The organism is Nocardiopsis deserti (genome assembly GCF_008638355.1).
GTDB lineage: Bacteria > Actinomycetota > Actinomycetes > Streptosporangiales > Streptosporangiaceae > Nocardiopsis > Nocardiopsis alborubida.
The window spans coordinates 121,488-139,647 of the sequence record NZ_VWVS01000020.1; the positions used below are offsets into that span (position 1 = coordinate 121,488).

The 18,160-nt window shown below is 74.5% G+C and carries 14 protein-coding genes; 1 reads left to right on the forward strand and 13 read right to left on the reverse strand.

Translation table 11 applies throughout. The features are described from left to right. Window positions 1-13: 13 nt before the first annotated feature. The 10 genes from FYW99_RS25725 to FYW99_RS25765 form a co-directional block, all read right to left on the reverse strand. Window positions 14-502, reverse strand: a complete 489-nt coding sequence (locus FYW99_RS25725; RefSeq protein WP_150254607.1) for a DUF6917 domain-containing protein — start codon at window positions 500-502, stop codon at window positions 14-16. After that, the gene (locus FYW99_RS25730; RefSeq protein WP_150254608.1) at window positions 499-1,431 is read right to left on the reverse strand and encodes a Gfo/Idh/MocA family protein; all 933 of its coding nucleotides are present in this window, start codon (window positions 1,429-1,431) and stop codon (window positions 499-501) included. The genes FYW99_RS25725 and FYW99_RS25730 overlap by 4 nt, the downstream gene beginning before the upstream one ends. Further along, entirely contained in the window at window positions 1,428-2,561 is a 1,134-nt protein-coding gene (locus FYW99_RS25735) for an Ldh family oxidoreductase (protein WP_150254609.1), read from the reverse strand. Before FYW99_RS25735 ends, FYW99_RS25730 begins: the two co-directional genes overlap by 4 nt. 83 nt (window positions 2,562-2,644) lie before the next feature. Continuing rightward, the gene (locus FYW99_RS25740) at window positions 2,645-3,928 is read right to left on the reverse strand and encodes a M20/M25/M40 family metallo-hydrolase (RefSeq protein ID WP_150254610.1); all 1,284 of its coding nucleotides are present in this window, start codon (window positions 3,926-3,928) and stop codon (window positions 2,645-2,647) included. Continuing rightward, window positions 3,925-4,950: a sugar phosphate isomerase/epimerase family protein gene (locus FYW99_RS25745; RefSeq protein WP_150254611.1), complete on the reverse strand. Its 1,026-nt coding sequence runs from the start codon at window positions 4,948-4,950 to the stop codon at window positions 3,925-3,927. Before FYW99_RS25745 ends, FYW99_RS25740 begins: the two co-directional genes overlap by 4 nt. Further along, window positions 4,934-5,947: a Gfo/Idh/MocA family oxidoreductase gene (locus FYW99_RS25750; protein WP_150254612.1), complete on the reverse strand. Its 1,014-nt coding sequence runs from the start codon at window positions 5,945-5,947 to the stop codon at window positions 4,934-4,936. Before FYW99_RS25750 ends, FYW99_RS25745 begins: the two co-directional genes overlap by 17 nt. Before the next feature lie 292 nt (window positions 5,948-6,239). After that, window positions 6,240-6,557 (reverse strand): hypothetical protein, encoded by a 318-nt coding sequence (locus FYW99_RS25755; RefSeq protein ID WP_190394809.1) that lies wholly within the window; start codon window positions 6,555-6,557, stop codon window positions 6,240-6,242. Window positions 6,558-7,094: 537 nt separating this feature from the next. After that, on the reverse strand, window positions 7,095-7,892 hold the full coding sequence (gene thyX, locus FYW99_RS25760; protein ID WP_150254613.1) for an FAD-dependent thymidylate synthase: 798 nt from the start codon (window positions 7,890-7,892) through the stop codon (window positions 7,095-7,097). A gap of 262 nt (window positions 7,893-8,154) precedes the next feature. After that, window positions 8,155-8,295 carry a GPGG-motif small membrane protein gene (locus tag FYW99_RS31960; RefSeq protein ID WP_168444040.1) on the reverse strand — a complete coding sequence of 47 codons (141 nt, stop codon included), beginning with the start codon at window positions 8,293-8,295 and terminating at the stop codon, window positions 8,155-8,157. A 195-nt stretch (window positions 8,296-8,490) separates the two neighbouring features. Then, window positions 8,491-10,719, reverse strand: a complete 2,229-nt coding sequence (locus FYW99_RS25765) for an anthranilate synthase component I (protein ID WP_150254614.1) — start codon at window positions 10,717-10,719, stop codon at window positions 8,491-8,493. A gap of 408 nt (window positions 10,720-11,127) precedes the next feature. Between FYW99_RS25765 and FYW99_RS25770 the strand changes: the two genes are divergently transcribed. Next, window positions 11,128-13,434 carry a HelD family protein gene (locus FYW99_RS25770; RefSeq protein WP_150254615.1) on the forward strand — a complete coding sequence of 769 codons (2,307 nt, stop codon included), beginning with the start codon at window positions 11,128-11,130 and terminating at the stop codon, window positions 13,432-13,434. 39 nt (window positions 13,435-13,473) lie between these two features. Here FYW99_RS25770 and FYW99_RS25775 read toward each other — a convergent pair whose 3' ends face one another. The 3 genes from FYW99_RS25775 to FYW99_RS25785 form a co-directional block, all read right to left on the reverse strand. Further along, window positions 13,474-16,203 carry a hypothetical protein gene (locus FYW99_RS25775; protein ID WP_150254616.1) on the reverse strand — a complete coding sequence of 910 codons (2,730 nt, stop codon included), beginning with the start codon at window positions 16,201-16,203 and terminating at the stop codon, window positions 13,474-13,476. A 397-nt stretch (window positions 16,204-16,600) separates the two neighbouring features. Next, on the reverse strand, window positions 16,601-17,578 hold the full coding sequence (locus tag FYW99_RS25780; RefSeq protein WP_150254617.1) for an aldo/keto reductase: 978 nt from the start codon (window positions 17,576-17,578) through the stop codon (window positions 16,601-16,603). Then, window positions 17,578-17,976 carry a MerR family transcriptional regulator gene (locus FYW99_RS25785; RefSeq protein ID WP_150254618.1) on the reverse strand — a complete coding sequence of 133 codons (399 nt, stop codon included), beginning with the start codon at window positions 17,974-17,976 and terminating at the stop codon, window positions 17,578-17,580. The genes FYW99_RS25780 and FYW99_RS25785 overlap by 1 nt, the downstream gene beginning before the upstream one ends. Window positions 17,977-18,160: the final 184 nt, after the last annotated feature.

Genomic DNA, 18,160 nt, shown 5'->3' on the forward strand with positions numbered 1-18,160 from the left:
GAATATGGAGATGCTATTGATTTTTTATATCGGACATTTTTCTGCAAATGCCAGATTCTTCGGAAACCGATTCGGTGACCGGGTCCGCGGTGACCGGCGGCCCCTGGCGGAACACCAGCGCCTCCCCCGCGGCCAGCCCCAGGTCCCGCCCGGTCGGCAGCGGGTCGGTGCGGATGAGCACGTTGTAGTGGTTGGGCAGGTGGCAGCCGTCGAAGCCGAGCACCGTCCCCACCCGGCGCGGGCCGATCCACACCTCGTCGCCCCGGTCCACCACCCCGGCGCCGGTGATCTCGGCGAACCCGAGGAAGCCCACCCGGTCGATCCGGGCCCCCGGGGCGGTCTCGGTGTGGTCGGTCGCGACCAGCTCGTGCACCTCCCCCGCGCGCACGCACCGGCTGGCATGGGGTTCGAGCCGCATGCCCCGCTCTCTCCTGCGGTGCACCAGGACCTTGACCAGCGTCGCGGTGACGTCCCGTTTGGGGCCGTCCTCACGGGGGTTCATCGGGCTCCCTCCCCCGCCGGCTCCGCGGCCCGCTCCAGGCGGTAGGCGTCCCCGACCAGCCGCAGCGCGGACGGCCCGCCCGGGTCCTCGACCACACCGCCGCGCACCCGCCGCTCGAACTCGGCGAGCACGCCCACGTACTCGTGCCACAGGGAGTCCTTGAACCCGGGGTGGCCCTCCAGCATGTCCGCCGTGAGCACCGCCCCGTCGGCGGTGCGCGCCTCGACGTCCTTGCGCTCGCCGGGGTGGGACCAGTCGAGCAGGACGCGGGCGCGCGCCCCCGCGGCGCGCAGCACGACCTCGGCCCGGCGGTCGGTGCCCGCGGCGTCGCGCGCGACGTGCGCCGACACCGCTTCGGCCGGGCCGAGCAGCCACTCCACCAGGTCGAAGGCGTTGGGTCCGTTGTCGGCGACGCATCCGCCGCCGCAGCGGGCCGGGTCCAGGTACCAGGTGTCGGTCCCGGCGTGCTCCTCGATCCGCTCCAGGTAGCGCACGGTCAGCTCCTCCACCCGCCGCCCGGCCAGGTCCCGGCGCAGCCGCGCGAGCGCGGAGTTGTACCGGCGGTGGAAGGCGGTGAACAGCACCGCGCCCCGGTCCCGGGCGAGCCCGGCCAGCGCCTCCCCCTGGACGGCGTCCAGTGCGAGCGGCTTCTCCACGCACACGGCCGCCCCGCGCCGCAGCGCGTCGGCGCAGATCGGGGCGTGGGCGTCGTTGGGCGCGGTGACCACCAGCGCCTCCAGCCCGGCCTCGTCGAGCATCCGGACGTGGTCGGTGTAGCCCCGCGCCCCGACCGGGTGGGCGGCGAGCACGCCGGGGTCGCGGTCGCACACCGCGACCAGGTCCAGGCCGGGCGCGGTGCGCAGGGCCTCCAGGTAGAAGCGGGAGATCACGCCGAGGCCGACCAGCCCGGTGCGCAGCGGGGCGCTCATCGCGTCTCCTCCCGCATCGCCTCGAAGGGCAGGCCGGTCCGGTCGGCCAGCTCCGCCAGTTCGGAGTACAGCTCCGCCTCCAGCGGCACGCCAGCCAGGCGCAGCTCGCGCGCCCGGTGGTACTCGTGCCAGCCGGGGTAGCGCACCGGTGCGTCCGGGTCGGTGGGCGGGCAGGCCAACAGCGCGCCGAACAGTTCCCGCGCGTCGTCGTCGGCCCCCTCCCGCAGGGCGTCGGGTGCGATCGCGGCGACGAAGAAGCCGATGTCGTCGTCGCGTCCGCTCGGGCCGCCGTCCCCGTCGAGGGCGTCGGGGTGCGGGCCCGTCCCCGCCCCCGGGACCAGCGCGGAGAGCACCTCGACCATGAGGCCGAGGCCGAAGCCCTTGTAGCGTCCCGCGTCGCCGCCCAGCCACATCAGGTGCGCGCGCCCGGCGTCGAAGGCGGCGGGGTCGGTGACGGGCGCCCCGGTGTCGTCGCACAGCAGGCCCTCGGGCAGGGTGAGGCCCTCCCGGGCCGCCTGGCGGACCCGGCCGGTGGGCGCGGCCGTGGTGCTCATGTCGAGCAGGAACGGGGGGTGCCCGCCCGCCGGGGCGGCGACGCTGAGCGGGTTGGTGCCCAGCATCGCGACCGCGCCGCCGGGCGGGCGGGCGATGCGCTGGCGTCCGCAGTTGCTGGCCACCAGGCCCACCATGCCGCGCTCTGCCGCGCGCAGCGCGTGGTACCCGGCGCAGCCCAGGTGGGTGGCGCCGCGCACGGACACCAGTGCGATGCCGTGGCGCGCGGCGCGCTCGGCGGCCAGGTCCATGGCCTCGCTCGCCGCCCACAGGCCCAGGGCGCGCCGGGAGTCCCAGAGCACGGCGGCGCCGAGGTCGGCGAGCACGCGGGGCTCGGCGGCGGGGTCGGCCCTGCCCTCGTCGAGGAGCGGCAGGTAGAGGCGGGTCAGGTTGGCCAGGCCGTGCGAGCGCGGTCCGGCGAGGTCGCCGTGGCACAGCGCTCGCGCCGCCTCGGCCGCCCGGCCGGGGGGCAGGCCGCGGTCGGCGAACACCCCGGCGGCGAACGCGACCAGGTCGTCGTGGCGTACCCGAACGGTCCCGTGTCGCGGCGGGGCCGGGGTGGGGGCCGCGGTGTTCACCGGGCCTCCCGGGGGTGCGGAGGGGTGTGGTGTGCGCGCATGTCCTCGTCGCCTTCCTCTTCGGTCTCGTGTGGGGATGGGGCTCAGGCCCGGCGCGGGGTCTGGTCGGTGAAGGCGGCCAGGACGCGGGCCACGGCGTCGGCGAACCCGTCGAGTTCGTCGGCGCGCGCGAACTCGCCGTCGGCGTGCGCGTTGTTGGCGGCCAGGTCGCCGGGGCCCAGCACCACGGTGCTGGCTCCGGCGACCCCGGACATCCAGATCGCGTCGCAGGTGAAGGCCGGTTCGTCCGCGGGCCACGGGGCGATTCCGGCGCGGCGCAGCAGGGCGTGCCCCCAGGGGTCGCGGTCGTCCAGCGCGGGCAGGCCGCGTTTGCTCCACTCCAGGCGGGTGAGGGCGCGCGCGTCGGCGGCGGTGCGGGCGAACAGCGCGGTGTCGGCGAAGTCCTTGGCGAAGGCGTCCAGTCCGCCGTCGAGAGCGTCGGTCAGGGCGCGTTCCAGGACGCGCCCGGCGGCGGCGTCGCCGTAGGCGAGGTTGAGCAGCAGCGACCCGCTGCCGTAGACCCTGTTGTGCAGGGTGCCGGTGTGCAGTCCGGCCAGGCACACCGCGCCGGAGCGGGCGTGCGCGTCCAGGGCGCGGCCCAGGTGCTGGGCCAGGTATCCCAGTAGGACGGAGGCGTTGTGCCCGGTGTGCGGGCGGTCGTCGATCGCGTCGTCCCCGCGGACCGAGACCCGGGCGGTCATCGCCGCCGTGCTGCGCGGCAGGAACCGCGTCCGGGTGGGCTCGCAGAAGACGTTGAGGCGGCCGGTGTGGCCGCGTTCGACCAGCGGCCGGGTGCCGAGGGTGCCCATGGCGCCGCCCTCCTCCCCGGCCACGGCCTGGACGAGCACCGCGACGTCGCGGCCGAGGGCCGGGTCGCGCTCGCGGGCGGCGCGCACCCCGGCCAGCAGAGCCACCGCCGGGCCCTTGGCGTCGATGGCGCCGCGCCCGTGGAAGCGTTCGCCGTCGAAGCCGACCGGCTGCTGTCCGGCGACCGTGTCCAGGTGCACGTTGAACATCACGGTGCGCTCGGCGGGCAGATCGGGGCCCAGCCGCAGCACGAGGCTGGGCTGGCAGTCGAGGAAGCCGGGGCGGGCCAGGGCCTCGCGGACCGGGGCCGGCACGTCCGGGCGGTCCATGTCGGCGGGGTCGGCCGGGGCGTGGCGCACGACGCCGAACCCGACTCCGGCGGCGGCGCGGGCGTAGAGGAGCTGGGCCTCGCGCAGGAGCGGCGGGGGCCCGTCGGGGCCGGTCTCCAGCGGGCCCGCGGTGGGCAGTTCGAGCAGCCGCAGCAGCAGGTCGCGGTCGGCGGGGGTGAGCGCGGCGGTCATCGGACCCCCTCGGTGCGGCGGCGGGCCTCAGCGGTACGAACGGCCCCAGCCTGGTGGTCCGCGTCCACGGCACGGTGGGAGCCATCCCCGGCACGGTGGACGTCGTCCTCGGTACGACGAGCCGCGCCCCCGGGGCGTCGGATCCGCTCCCCGGTGTGCCAGGTGCGGGCCACGAGGTCCTCCAGGGCATGCCCGTAGGCGACGAAGGCGGACCGGTCGCCGCGGCCGGGGTCGGCGCCCGAGACCCGCAGGTGCGGTCGCAGGTGCAGGTGGGGTTCGATGGACAGCGTTCCGGCGTAGCCGTGCGCGGCCAGCAGCCGCAGGCACTCGGCGGTTCCGGCCTCACCGTGCCCGGGCAGGACGTAGTCGACCCCGCCGTCGGGTGCGGTGACGGCGTCCTTGACGTGGACGTGCGCCACGTGGTCGAGGAGGTCGCGCAGCATCTCCGGGGCGCGGTAGCCGTGGGCGACGCCGTTGCCGGTGTCGAACAGCAGTCGTAGGGCCGGGCTGTCCACCTCGGCCAGCAGATCCAGGGCGCGGTCGGCGCGGTCCCCGGCCCAGCCCGCGCAGTTCTCGTGCACCAGCACCAGGCCCGCGTCCTCGGCGCGGCGGGCCAGTTCGCGCACGCGTGCGCGGACGCGCCGCCCCCACTCGGCCCCGGGGAGCCCGTCCCGGGGGTAGGACATGATCCGGACCAGCCGGGTGTCCAGCGCCGCGCAGCGCCGGGCCAGGACGTCCAGTTCGGCCAGGTCGGGGGCGAAGTCCCCGGTGGCGGGCCTGGACCAGTCGGCGATGCGGGAGGCGACGGCGACCACGTCGGTCCCGGCCTCGCGGATCCGTCCGGCGGCGCGGTCGAAGGTCCGCTCGTCCAGGGCGGCCACCGCGGTCCCGTCGACGGTGCGCAGTTCCAGGCGGTTCCAGCCGAGTTCGGCGAGGGCGGCGAGCTGCCCGTCGAGGTCGGGCGCGGCCTCGTCGCCGATGCCGGCGAGCGGCGGAGGGGTGTGTTCAGGCGCCGACGGCACTGTCCACCTCCTGCCTGCGGCCGTCGGCCGCGCACAGCGCCTTGGCCTCGGTGAGCAGCCGAACCGCCTCGACCTGGACCGGGAGCGTGCCGGGGCCGCGGAAGGAGCGGGCGTAGCGGGCGTAGGCGGCGCGGAGGAAGGCGGGGAGGGCGTCGTCGGTGAAGACCGAGTGGGAGGCCCGGTGCCCGGTGGCGTCCACCGACAGCTGGGCGGTGTGGTCGGCCGCGCTGCACGGATAGTGGCCGGTGAGCACGGCGCGGTCGAACTCCAGCGCGATGCGGCGCTCGCGGAGGGGGGAGGTCAGGTCCGAGTCGATCCGGCTGCGCACCCCGCCGTGGTGCGCCAGGTCGAGGCGGGCGCGGCCCAGTCCGGGCAGCCGGGCCTGGTCGGTGACCATGTCCTCCAGGGAGGCCGCGGCGACGTCCGCTCCCCCGGCCAGGCTGATCACCACGGCCAGCGCGTGCGGGACCTCCACGTCGAAGGCGGTGGGGTGGCCCGGCGCCTCGGAGGTTCGGGTGAAGCGGGGCTTGTTCTGCAGGACCGTGATGGAGCGCAGGTCACCGAAGACGCGGCCCCGCACCGCGGCGCGCAGCCGCCGCGTGAGCGCGCTGTCCAGCCACTGGGTGGTGACGGTCAGGTCCAGGTCCCAGCGCCGCCGCAGCCGGGCGACGGCGGCCAGGTCCACCAGGTCCAGGGCCAGCGGCTTCTCCACGACGACCATGCGGTAGCCGAGGCGGGCCAGGTGCTCCAGCGGACCGGAGCGCAGGTGCGGCGGCGTGCACAGGTGGACCACGGTGCGCGGGGGCGGCGCGCAGCGGGCCGCCTCCTCCAGGGAGTCGGCCGTGAGGACCCCCTCAACCGGAGGCCGGAACGGGTCGAACCCCATCACCGCCCCCGGGGCGAACAGGGCGGGGGCCTGGGCCCGCGCCTTGGCCAGCGACGGCAGGTGCAGCCCTTCTCCCGATCTGCCCAGGCCGACGATGAGGGTGTGCAGCATAACGTACGGGCACCTTTCCCTTCCTCTTTCACTGCGGTGCGCTGCCAAATCCTGGAACGCAGCGGCCACACGTTTCCCCACCACACTCGGACATCGCACCGAAATCGTCAAAGGAGAGAACACGTTCCTGGGTCCGAAAACTCGGAAACGGACATGTTGCCACCCGTACGGCAAGAAGGAAATGCGTCCTTTCATGGCGTTTTCTCCTCTACGGCCGCAGCACCTTCGGAGCGCCGCACGGCCGCCGTGCGGTCCCGCGGCCACCGGGCGGCGGCCGCGGGACCGGTCGGGGTCAGGCCACCGAGAAGCTGAACAGCCCGCTGGGCGGAGCGTGCCAGCCGTGGTCCGGCGCGACCAGGACCGACGGCCCGAAGCAGTGCGTGCCGGCGTGCATACGCACGTCCGCATCGGTGAGGTTGACCAGGACGTGCGCGGTCTCGGGAAGCCGCTGGCAGGTGCCCGACGGGGGTTCGGGGTAGCGCCGCAACTCCTCGAACTCGGTCGTGAAGACGACGACCTCACCGGTCGCGGCGTAGGCCGGAGCGGCGCCCGCCACGGTCCCGCCCACCGCGAACGCGAGTGCCGCCGCGGCGGACACGAGAGCCCTCATTCCGATTGCCTCCCTTTTCGTTCCACACTTTTTCCGAAGGTTCGGCCCGCACATATCACCGATACGGCGAAGCCGCCCCGGACATCCTGACCCGCCGCCACCACAAAGACCAGTCCCGGTTTGTTTCCACAGAGGTTTTCGGGCAGCCACTACCCGGAGCCGGAACAGGGGGGAAAGCGCCAGGGGAAGGAAAATGCAGAAAAGCATTCTTTCCACCCCTTCGCCAAGATATGCGCAGATCGCGCGTTAGGCGGCGTTATCGCCGGAAAGGTGCGCGCCCTGGGAGGGAGAGGGTCCGAAACGGACGGGTTTCCCCGGGTGCGCAGGAACCGCGAGGGGCTGGACCGCCCCCTGCCGTGGTGCGTTCCGCGTGGAACCGGCAGCCCGGGCGCCTCCGCCCGCGGCGCCGCCCCGGGGTGTTCGCACCGGGCGCCGCGAGCCGCGCACCCGCCGGGGGAGGAGAAGTCCCGGTTTCCTGCGCGCACAAAAAAGCCCGCCCCGGGGGGCGGGCCGTGTCCGGAAGCGGTCCGGAGGCGCTCAGACCTTGCGGTACTTCGGCACCCAGGCGCCGTCCTGGACCTCGTAGTCGCCGAAGAGCGCCGGGGCCTCCTCCTGGAGGGCCCGGCCGATGAGGTGGAACAGCAGGCGGATCTCCTCCTCCGCTCCGGGGGCGGTGCGCGCCTCCAGGGTGTGGCGCAGGGTGCGCACGTTGGCGGTCCACACCAGGCCGGTGGCCACGCCCTCGGGGGCGAAGCGGCGCATGAAGGAGGTCTTGTGCTTCTTCTCCGCGAACTTGACGCCCTCGTCGTCCAGGCCGAAGTGGTCGGCCATCCAGAGCTGGAACTCCTCCATCTGGCGGAGCATCGCGGTGGCGCGCTCCATCAGCTCGGGGTCGTCCTCGGCCCAGTCCGGGAACCAGAACGGCAGGTCGGACAGGCGCACGAAGCGCAGGGACTCCTGGGAGACGGCCACGCCCGGGCGGTGGCGGATGAGCTCGTGGGTGAGCACGCGCGAGACGTTGTGCAGGACGAAGCTGAAGCTGATGTGCTCCAGGACGGAACCGTGCATACTGGCCAGGATGTTGCCGAGGTAGGCGTCCTGGTCGGTGCGCACCCGTGTCACGTTGGGGTTCAGGCCCGGCTCCCAGGAGCGGTAGCACAGCCGCCCGGCGAACTCGGCGAGGTTCTGGGGGTCGTTGAGGTGGGCGTCGAGCTCACCGCGGTCGAACCGCTCCAGCCACGCCTCCCCGCCGACCTCCTTGAGGTAGTCGGCGATGGCGTCGTAGTCCACCTGCGGACGCGCCACCAGACGGACCTGCGGCTCGACCCTCTTCACAGCATGCCTCCCGTTCGTGTTCCCGACTCCCCGAACGCACGCCTGAGCACCGCGACCGACGGGCGGCGCGGGGCGGGAGGCGTGACGGGGGCGGGGGCTGACCAGCCCTCCCCGAGGGTACACGGGGTCGGCGGGGGTCGGCCGGGGACAGCGTGCGGGCCGGGTGCCGCGCCGGGTCCCCCCGGCGCGGCACCCGGCCCGCGATCGGTGCTGTGCGTGCCTCCTGGTCGTGCTGTCCGCTACGCGGAGGAGGGACAACCCGCTAGAAGCCGTAGAAGTAGCCGGGGGCCACGAAGAGCCCGACGACGATGGCGATGATGCCCCACAGGAGCTGCCCGCGCAGCACCCCGAGAACACCGGCGATGATGAGAATGACTCCGAGGATTGTCAGCAGAATACCCATACACAACCACTGTCCCGTAACAGGTTGATCAAACTTTTTGGTTGGATGTGATTCGGGAAAGGCGTCTTGACACAGGTAGACGCTGCGCACCGGACACCGCCGCACTCCTCGAGACACCCGCGTGACCCTCCGCACACACCCTCCGCGCGGGGGTCCGCGGCCCCGGGGACGGTCCCCGGGGCGACGCCACGGGCCTCAGCCGCGGGCCAGGCGCAGGGCCCGCGCCACGATGCCCTCACCGACCGTCGCGGTGAGGATCGACTCGGGGTGGAACTGGACCCCGTACCACCGCGCGGCCGGGTCCTCGACGGCCATGACGACGGGCTCCTCTCCCGCACCGCCCTCCAGTACCGCGGTGACCTCGAAGTGCTTGACCAGCTCGGGGAGGGTGTAGGTGGAGTGGTAACGGGCGGCCGGGAAGGCGTCCTCCTCACCCAGGCCGGTGAGGAGCCGACCGCCGGAGACCCGCACGCGGCCGGGCTTGCCGTGCACCGGCTCGTCCAGGGTGCGCAACTCTCCCCCGGCGTGCTCCACCATCCCCTGGAGTCCCAGGCACACCCCGAACACCGGCAGGCTGCGGGCGGCGAGCGCGTCCAGCAGGGCCGACATCCCGAAGTCGGCGGGCAGGCCGGGTCCGGGCGAGAGCACGACCAGGTCGGGGGCGAGCCGGTCGAGCAGGGAGGGGTCGAACCCGTAGCGGACCGTGGTCACCTCGGCCCCGTGGCGGCGCACGTAGTCGGCGAGGGTGTTGACGAAGGAGTCCTCGTGGTCGACGAGCAGCACCCGCATGCCCTCTCCCGGGAGCGCGGCGGGCTCGGCGGCGGTCGCACTGCCCGTCTCGGCCGGAGCGTCCTCCCGCTCGCCCAGGGCCAGGGTCTCCAGCAGGGCGCGCGCCTTGAGGAAGGTCTCGCGCTCCTCGGCCTCGGGGTCGGAGTCGTAGAGCAGGGTGGCGCCCACGCGCACGGCGGCCACGCCGTCGCGGATGTGCGCGGTGCGCAGGGTGAGGCCGGTGTTCATGGAGCCGTCGAAGTTGAGCACGCCGACGGCGCCGCCGTACCAGCGGCGGGGGCTGGTCTCGTTCTGCTCGATGAACCGCATCGCCCAGGTCTTGGGCGCGCCGGTGACGGTGACCGCCCACATGTGGGTGAGGAAGGCGTCCAGGGCGTCGAAGTCGCGGCGCAGGGTGCCCTCGATGTGGTCGACGGTGTGGATGAGGCGCGAGTACATCTCGATCTGGCGGCGGCCGATCACGCGGACGCTGCCCGGCTCGCACACGCGCGACTTGTCGTTGCGGTCCACGTCCGTGCACATGGTGAGCTCGGACTTCTCCTTGACCGAGGAGAGCAGTTCCTGGATGTTCTCGGCGTCGCCCAGGGCGTCCTCGCCGCGGCGGATGGTGCCCGAGATGGGGCAGGTCTCCACGCGCTGGCCGGTGCCGGGCTCGCCGGTGACGCGGACGAACATCTCCGGGGAGGCGCCGACCAGGTACTCGCTCTCTCCGAGGTTGAAGAAGAACTCGTAGGGGGCGGGGTTGCGCTCGCGCAGCAGCTCGTAGAAGCGGGCGGGCGAGGAGCAACGGGCGTAGGTGCGGTGCCCCGGGACGACCTCGAACAGGTCGCCGCGGCGGAACTTCTCCTTGGCCTTGGCCACGACGTGCGCGTAGGAGCCGGGCCGGGGACCCTCGGGCACCTCGGCGGCGACCACGGGCGGGGTGGGCTCGGTCTCGCGCGGCAGGCCGCGCGTGGTGGCCTCGGCGCGGTCGCCGTCGGCCGGGACGGTGAAGTCGTAGGTGTAGCGCACGCAGGTCTCGCGCTTGCGGTCGCGGACGATGACGGCGTCGGGCAGGTGCAGGACCAGGTCGCGGTCGTCGGGGTCGCGGTCGATGTGGCGCTCGACGGGCTCGAACTGGAAGGCCAGGTCGTAGCCGAAGGCGCCGTACAGGCCCAGGTTGGCGTCCTCGGGGCTGCGCAGGGCGGCCATGACGGCGCGCAGCGCGGTGAAGACGCTGGGGCGGCGGCTGCGCTCCTCCTCGGAGAAGAACTCCTCCGGGTCGGGTTCGGGGACGGTGACGGCGACGCTGCCGTGTTCGAGGTCGGCCAGGGTGCTGTCGGGGTCGGGGAGGCCGACGGAGTACAGGGCCGCGGCCAGGACGGGCAGCAGCACGCGGCCGCGGGCGTTGAGGGCGGTGGCGGCGACGCGGCGCCCGCGCGTGGTGATCTCCAGGCACGGGTCGACGTAACCCAGGTGCCAGCGGTCGTAGCGGCCCGGGTACTCCATGCCGGAGGAGAGCACGCCGCCGCGGCGCCGCTCGACCGACCGGACGAGCTCGGTGAGGATCTCGGGATCGCAGGGGGTGGCGCTGCGGTGGACGGTGACGCCGCCCTCGGTGAGGTACGTGCTGGTCTGTGCGTCGCTGGGGTTCACGGCCGGTCCTTTTGGCTGCGCGGTCGGATGGGCCGCACCGTCCGGGGCCGTGAGAACACGAAACGACCGCCGGTCCGGGGCGGTCGCTGCATGGGTATGCGAACTCGGAGCACCGCCTAGGGGCGGCGCCACCACTGGGCCTGGGTGGTCGTCTGTCGCATGGACACGAGTGTAGCGGGTGCGGTGCGCGTCGGGGAGCCCGACGCGGAGGTTTTCCGGCCCGGTCGCGACGCGGACGGCACACGGGGGTGACCCGGAGTACGGGGGAGGACCGTGCGGCGGCGTGGAGAAGGGAGGGGTGCGAAAGCGCTCTCGCGGAGGCGCGCGGCGCTGTGCTAGGGTACGGAATCCATTGTCGCTTTCTGGATTCACTCACAAAAGACCCAACATACGGAGCATAGCAAGCCGATGGAGTTCTGTCAAGCCGGAGCCGACGAGGGCACCTCGTCGGCCCTGACCGTGGAACAGGCCAGGATCAGCGCGATGTACGAGCGCCTGGACGCCCTGCGCGCCCACACCTCCGAGCAGCTCGCCTCCGCCCACCTCCAGGAACGCGGAGGGTACGCGGCCCTCGTGGAGCGCGAGACCCGCTCCTACGAGCAGGCGCGCCGCCGCGCCCAGCTGGGGGCGGTCGAGGAGGGCCTGTGCTTCGGCCGCGTCGACCTCTCCCACGGAGGCGACGGGCCCGAGACCCGGTACGTGGGACGGATCGGCCTGCGCGACGCCGGGTACGAGACCATCCTGGTGGACTGGCGGGCCCCGGCCGCCCGCCCCTTCTACGCCGCCACCCCCGGCGACCCGCACGGGGTCACCCGCCGCCGCCACCTGCGGGTGCGCCGCCGCCGGGTGCTCGGGCTCGACGACGAGGTGTTCGACCCCGACGGGCTGACCGACACCGACCGCCGCCAGCTGGTCGGGGAGGCCGCGCTCCTGGCGTCGCTGCACCGGGGCCGGACCGGGCGGATGGGCGACATCGTCGCCACCATCCAGGCCGAGCAGGACCGCGTCATCCGCGCCCGGCTGGCCGGGGTGCTCGTGGTCCAGGGCGGGCCCGGCACCGGCAAGACCGTGGCGGCGCTGCACCGCGCCGCCTACCTGCTCTACACCCACCGCGCCGTGCTGGAGCGGCGCGGGGTGCTGGTGGTGGGGCCCAACCCGGCGTTCCTGCGCTACGTGGGCGACGTGCTGCCCTCCCTGGGGGAGACCGACGCGGTGATGCGCACGGTCGGGGAGCTGTTCCCTGGGGTGGCGGCCTCCCGCCGCGACGCGCACGGCACGGCGGCGGTGAAGGGCTGCCTGGCGATGGCCGACCTGGTGCACGCGGCCGTGGCCGACCGCCAGCGCACGCCGCTGGAGGCGTTCGGCGGCGCGGACCTGGTCGTGGAGACCGACGCGGGCGCGCTCACCGTGCCGGGGGCGCTGTGCGAGCGCGTGCTGCGGACCGCGCGGGGACTGCGCCTGCCGCACAACACCGCGCGCGTGTACGTGGTCAGGTCCCTGCTCACGGAGCTGGCCCGGGCCGAGTCGCGGCTGCTCGGGCGACCCGCGGACGAGGAGGACCTGGAGTTCGCGGGCGCACGGCTGTGGTCGGAGGACCAGGTGCGGGAGGCGCTGGACGCCCTGTGGCCGCACCTGACCCCGCAGCGGCTGCTGCGGGAGCTGTTCGCCGATCCCGAGGCGCTGGAGCGGGTGGGGGCGCGGGCCGGGTTCGGCGGGGACGCGTGCGCGCTCCTGGGGCGCTCCGCCGGGGAGCCGTGGAGCGTGGAGGACGTGCCGCTGCTGGACGAGGCCGCGGAACTGCTCGGGGAGGACGGCGGCGCCGCTCGGGCGCGGAAACGCCGTGAGGGCGCCGAGCGGGCCGAGGAGGAGCGCTACGCGCAGGGGGTGCTGGAGTTCACGGGCCTGTTGGAGGACCGGATGATGGACGCGGCCGCGCTGGCGGAGCGCCACCGGGACGCCGGGGCCGCGCGCACCACCGCGGACCGGGCGGGCGCGGACCGGGAGTGGGCGTACGGGCACGTGATCGTGGACGAGGCCCAGGAGCTGTCGCCGATGGCCTGGCGCACGGTGATGCGGCGCGTGCCGACCCGGTCGTTGACCGTGGTGGGGGACGTGGCGCAGACCGGCAGCGCGTCGGGGACGCGTTCGTGGCTGGAGGCGCTGGAACCCTACGCACCCGGCAAGGTGCACGTGGAGCGGCTGCGGGTGAACTACCGGACGCCGGAGCCGATCATGATGGTGGCCGCCGACGTGCTGCGGGTGGCCGCTCCGGGCGAGGAGGTCCCCGAGTCGGTGCGCGAGGAGGGCGACCCGCCGCGCGCGGTGCGGCTGGCGTCGCTGGCGGCGGACCTGTCCGCGCTGGTGGCGGAGGAGGCGGCCGCGATCGGTGAGGGCCGGATCGCGGTGATCACCGCGGACCGGCACGCCGACGCGGTGGCGGCGGCGCTGCCGGGGGCCGCGCGTCCGGGGACGGCGGCCTCCGGGCGGGCCCGCGACTCCCTGGAGGAGGCGGTGGTGGTGCTGACCGCGACCGAGTCCAAGGGGCTGGAGTTCGACGCGGTGGTGGTCGTGGAACCGGAGGCGGTGCTGGCGCAGCCGCGCGGCGGCAACGACCTGTACGTGGCGGTCACCCGGGCCACGCGGCGGCTGGCGGTGGCGCACACCGGGGAGCTGCCGCGGGTGCTGGAGCGCCTGGCGGGGGCCGCCGAGGGGTGAGGCCGGCGGGCCGGGTTCCGCTGCCGGAGGGGCCACCGCTCAGAGGGGCCACCAGGAGGCGCCGGTGATCGCGGCGCCCAGCAGTCCGAACAGGTCCACAGTGCCCAGGCCGAAGCGGGCGCCCGCCTCCAGCCCGGTGGCCAGGAAGGCCGCGAGGAGGACCAGGACCAGGACGCGGGAGGGCCAGCGGCGGGGGCGGGGCCCCTCGGGGACGCCCTCCTCCCCGTCCGCCCGGTCCAGCCAGGACCGGTCCAGGCGGGCGACCTCGCGGCGCAGGTCCTGGACCTCCGCGTGGTAGTGGTCGCGCTCCTCGCGGACCCGCTGGAGTTCGGCGCGTTCGGCGCGGACGGCGGCGCGGGCGTCGACCACGTCGGCCCGGGCGCCCTCGGGTCCGTGCCGGTAGTGCCAGCGCTCCAGCCGGGACAGGGGGAGGTCGACGTACTGGGTGGGCCAGTTGTCCTCGGAGGCCTCGTCGTCGGGGAAGTGCTCCGGGTCGGGTTCGGTCTCGGCCGCGTAGTCGAGCGGCGCCCGCCGTGAGAGGTCGGCCTCCGCGTCGGGGACCACCGGCAGGGGCGGCGCGTCGGCGGGGGCACGGTCCTCGGGGCCGTCCGTGAGGCCGGGGCCCGGGGCCGGGTCGGGGTCCGCGGCCCTTCGGTCCGACGCGGGCCCCTGCGTTCCGGGGGAGGCGGCGATGGTCCACTCGTCCGCGGGGGCGTGTGGCTGCTGGTGTTGGAGGGATTCGGGGGGCGGTGCGGACTCGCGGGCGAGGCTTGCCGTCCCGCCCGTTCCGAAGGTGTCCTGGGCCGGGGCCGGTGACGCCTCCGCGTCCCTGTCCCCCGAAGCTCCGCCCGCGAACTCGGACACGGGCGCGGCTTCCTCCCGTGGCGCTCCGTCCCGGGAGTCGGGCGCGCATCCGGTCTCGCCTTCCGGCGCTCCGTACGCGGGCGCGGACACGGACGCGGCTTCCTCCCGTGGCGCTTCGCCCCGGGAGTCGGTCTCGTCCGTCTCCGGAACGGCACGTCTGCCGCGGCCGAGGAACCGGAAGGACTCCCGGCCGCTTCGGAAGGCCCGCGGTCCGCCCTCCCCGGGCGGCTCCGCCTCCGGCTCGTGCGGCATCGGCGCGTCAGCGGCCCGGAGGCCGCTCCGTTCCGCGTCCTCGGTCCCGAAGGCGTGCTCGCGGTGTTCGAGGGCGCGGGCGGAATCCCGTTCGTCGCTGGTGTCCGGGACCAGACGCGGCCTACGGTGGGGCTCGGGCGCCCCGAAGATGCCCGACCGCGTGGAAGGGCTCTCCGGGATCGCGGACGTCCGCGCCCGCGCGGGTGCGATGCGCGGTTCCGGGCGCCGCGGGGCGTCACCGGTGCCGTCGGTTTCCGGTTCCTCCGTCAGGCGTTCGGCCACGGGCTCGGGCCAGAGCGCCTCGTTGTCCCCGTCCGCCTCGCTTCCCCCGTGCGTCCGGCCCTCTCGGCGCGTCCCGTCGTCCCCGGGTGTCCCCTCAGCCTCACCCGCAGCGGGGTCCACGCGGCCGCCCCCGCGCCGCCGTCCGCCGCTCCCCGTCCCGGCGGTGGAGGACTCCACGCCCTCCTCGGTGATCCCCTTCAGGGAGCGCTGGCCGCCGGGCACGCCCGGGACGGCGCCGCCCGGGGCCACGTCCGCCTCCAGTCCCGGGCGGCCCACGGGAACGCGGGACCCGGAGAGCGGCAACGGACCGGTCTCCTCCTCCCCCGGGGCCTCGGCCTCGGGCAGGTCGGGCAGGAGCGCCCCACCGTCCGGGCCGTCCTGGTCCGGCAGCCGTTCGGGGACGGGGACGTCGTCGAACCGCCGGGGCCGCGGGGCGAGCCAGTCGCGCAGCAGCGCACGCCGGTCGGCGAAGGTCGGGGCCTCGGGGACGCCGCGCTCGGCCAGGTGGCGGGCGAGCGCGTCCCCGCCCTCCTCCCGCAGGACGGACACGAGCCCCTCGGCGACCGCGCGGTAGTCGGGGGCCGGGGGCTCCAGGAAGGGCCCGGACGCGTCGGCGACCGGCGGGCCGAAGGCCAGGTGCTGGCCGTCGGCGGTGCCCAGTACCGGGTCGTAGGTGGAGAACGACCAGCTCCACCCGGCCGCGGGAATGGCGCGGGGAGGGGTGAGCACGTCGTGCAGCACCCGGTGCACGCCCCACAGGAAGCGCAGTTGCACCGCCTGCCACAGGTCGGCCCGCTCGGGCGCCAGGGCGATGTGGATCGGCGCGTCGGGCCGGTACAGGGCGGCGGCCACCGCGCCCACCAGGAGGGGTTCGTCCTCGACGGTGGTCTCGGCGGCGCGACGGTCGCGGGTGCGCACGGCCCCGGGTGCGGCGGTGCGCTCCCAGGGTTCGGGCGTGGGCAGGGTGTCCATGGTCGCCCAGCCCGGCGCCGGGGGACGGCGCGGGGCCGGGCGGGTGTGGGGGTTCTCGTGCAGGGAGAGCAACCGCGGCAGGGTCAGTCCGTGCGCGGGCCCCACGATCGCCCAGGCGTGCGCGGACCGGACGTCGCCGGGCCAGCGGTAGACCAGCGCGGCCTGCCCGTCGGGGTAGGTGCGCGCCCAGAGGGTCTCGGGGTACTCCCCCGGGTCGGTGTCGGGCAGCGCGGAGCGGTAGTCGGCGGTGAGCGCGGGGACGAGGCGGTCGCGCCAGGAACGCAGGACGGGCTGCTCGGCCTCGGGGAGGGAGGAGGCGGCCGGTCCGGGGCCGAACCGGCCGAGGAGGGTGGGTTCGGCCCAGGCGAAGTGGATCTGGTGGTACGTGCTTTCGGGCAAGTCGCCCCTCCCCCGGGTTCGCGGACCGAGGCGGCGCGGCCGCTCCGCCGCCACTAGGGAAGGTATCCGGTCAAAGGATGGTGAAAACCGCGCATGCATACATATGAGGTGTTACACGTGGTTTGTCCGGGACTGGTGACCGGGGCCGGTCACCCGCGCCGCCCTTCCGAGCGTGCGCGCGGGCGGGCGTAGCCGGTTGTCCACAGGGGGGAGAGACAGACTGGTGCCACCCGCTGGAGACGGCCTAACCTCGGTTCGGGGGCGCTGCGCCCCGCCTGCGGGCACCGTATGTGCCCCCGAATCCAGTGTGACCGGCTGCCCTCTCTCCCACCAGGTCGCGTCTTCGCCCTGTGGACAACGCCGCACCGTGCGCGGCCCCGCCCCGGCCGGCCACCGGCTACCCCGCCTCGGCCATGCGCCTCCACTGCTCGTCGCTGAGCACCAGGTCGGTGGCCTCGATCGCCTCGTCCAGCTGTTCCAGGGAGCTCACCCCCACCAGCGGCACCACCTTCGGGTCGCCGCCCATCAGCCAGGCGAGCACGACCTGGTTGCGGGTGGCGTCGGTCTCCCGGGCGACCTCGTCCAGGACGGCCAGACGTGCGGGGGTCCCCGGGTGGTCGTAGGCCCGATCCAGCTCGGCGGCCTTCTCCGGACGGGTGTAGGCGCCCCACAGCAGGGAGGTGTAGGCGACCAGCGTGTGCTCGCGGCCCTCGGCCGCCTCGGCGCGTACGAAGTCCAGGAGTTCGGGCGTGGCGTGCATGTGGCCCGCAGAGCGCAGCGGCAGGTCGAGGCGGGGCTGGAGGTAGCTGTACCGGTACTGGAGCACGCGGGGGCGCGGCCAGCCCCGGGCCTCGGTGACGGCGCGGGCCCTCTCCAGCTTCCAGGTGCGGTGGTTGCTCAGCCCCAGGTGGGAGACGGAGCCCTCGCCGACCAGCTCGGCGAAGGCCTCCAGGGTCTCGGAGAGCGGGGTCTTCGGGTCCTCGTTGTGGGCGTAGAGCACGTCCAGGCGGTCCACGCCCAGACGCTCGCGGCTGCGCTCGGCGGCCGTCGCCACGGCCCGAGCCGACAGGCCCTCCTTGGTCTCCGCGCCGGTGCCGGGCACGGTGGGCTGCGCCCCGAGCTTGGTGGCGATGACCACCTCGTCGGTGACGCCGCGCTCGCGCCGCCACCGCCCCAGGAAGGTCTCGCTCTCGTGCCCCTCGAAGCCCTCCACCCAGAACTGGTAGCAGTCGGCGGTGTCCACGAAGGTGCCCCCGGCCGCCACGAAGCGGTCGAGCAGCGCGGCGGAGGTGGCGTCGTCGGTCTCGCTGCCGAACTTCATCGCCCCCAGGCACAGGGCGCTGACGCGGCGGTCGCCGATGGTGGTGTAGCGCATCAGGAGGTCTCCTTGAGGGGTTCGGGGGTGTGCGCGGCGAGCACGCCGCGGTAGTAGTCGATCTTGTGCTGGATCACCTTCTGGCACCGGCGCATCTCCTCCATGCGCTCGTCCAGCCGCTCCTGGTGGCCCTGGAGCAGGTCTAGGCGGTCGGGAACGGTGTGATCGCCCTCGCGGATGAGCTCGGCGAACTCGCGCAGGCGGACGATGGGCATGTCGGTCTCGCGCAGGCACCGGATCATGTCGAGCATCTCGACGTCGTCGGTCCGATAGCGACGGTGCCCGCTGGGAGCCCGCTCCACCCGGCGGAGCAGCCCCGCCTTCTCGTAGTAGCGCAGGGTGTCCAGGGTGAGGTCGAAGCGTTCGGCGACCTGGCCCGGCGTGTAATAGTTCCCCATAGAGAGAGCATGGAACCTGGAGCACGCTCCAGGTCAAGGGGGTCGGCGGAAAAACCGTCTAGTGTGCTGATTGGTTATTTGGTTTAGGGTTGTAGGGGTGAATCGACCTGGCCCCAAACTCGAACCGGTAGAGCTGTCCGAGGACGAACACGCTGAGCTCCTACGCTGGCTCAGACGCCGCAAG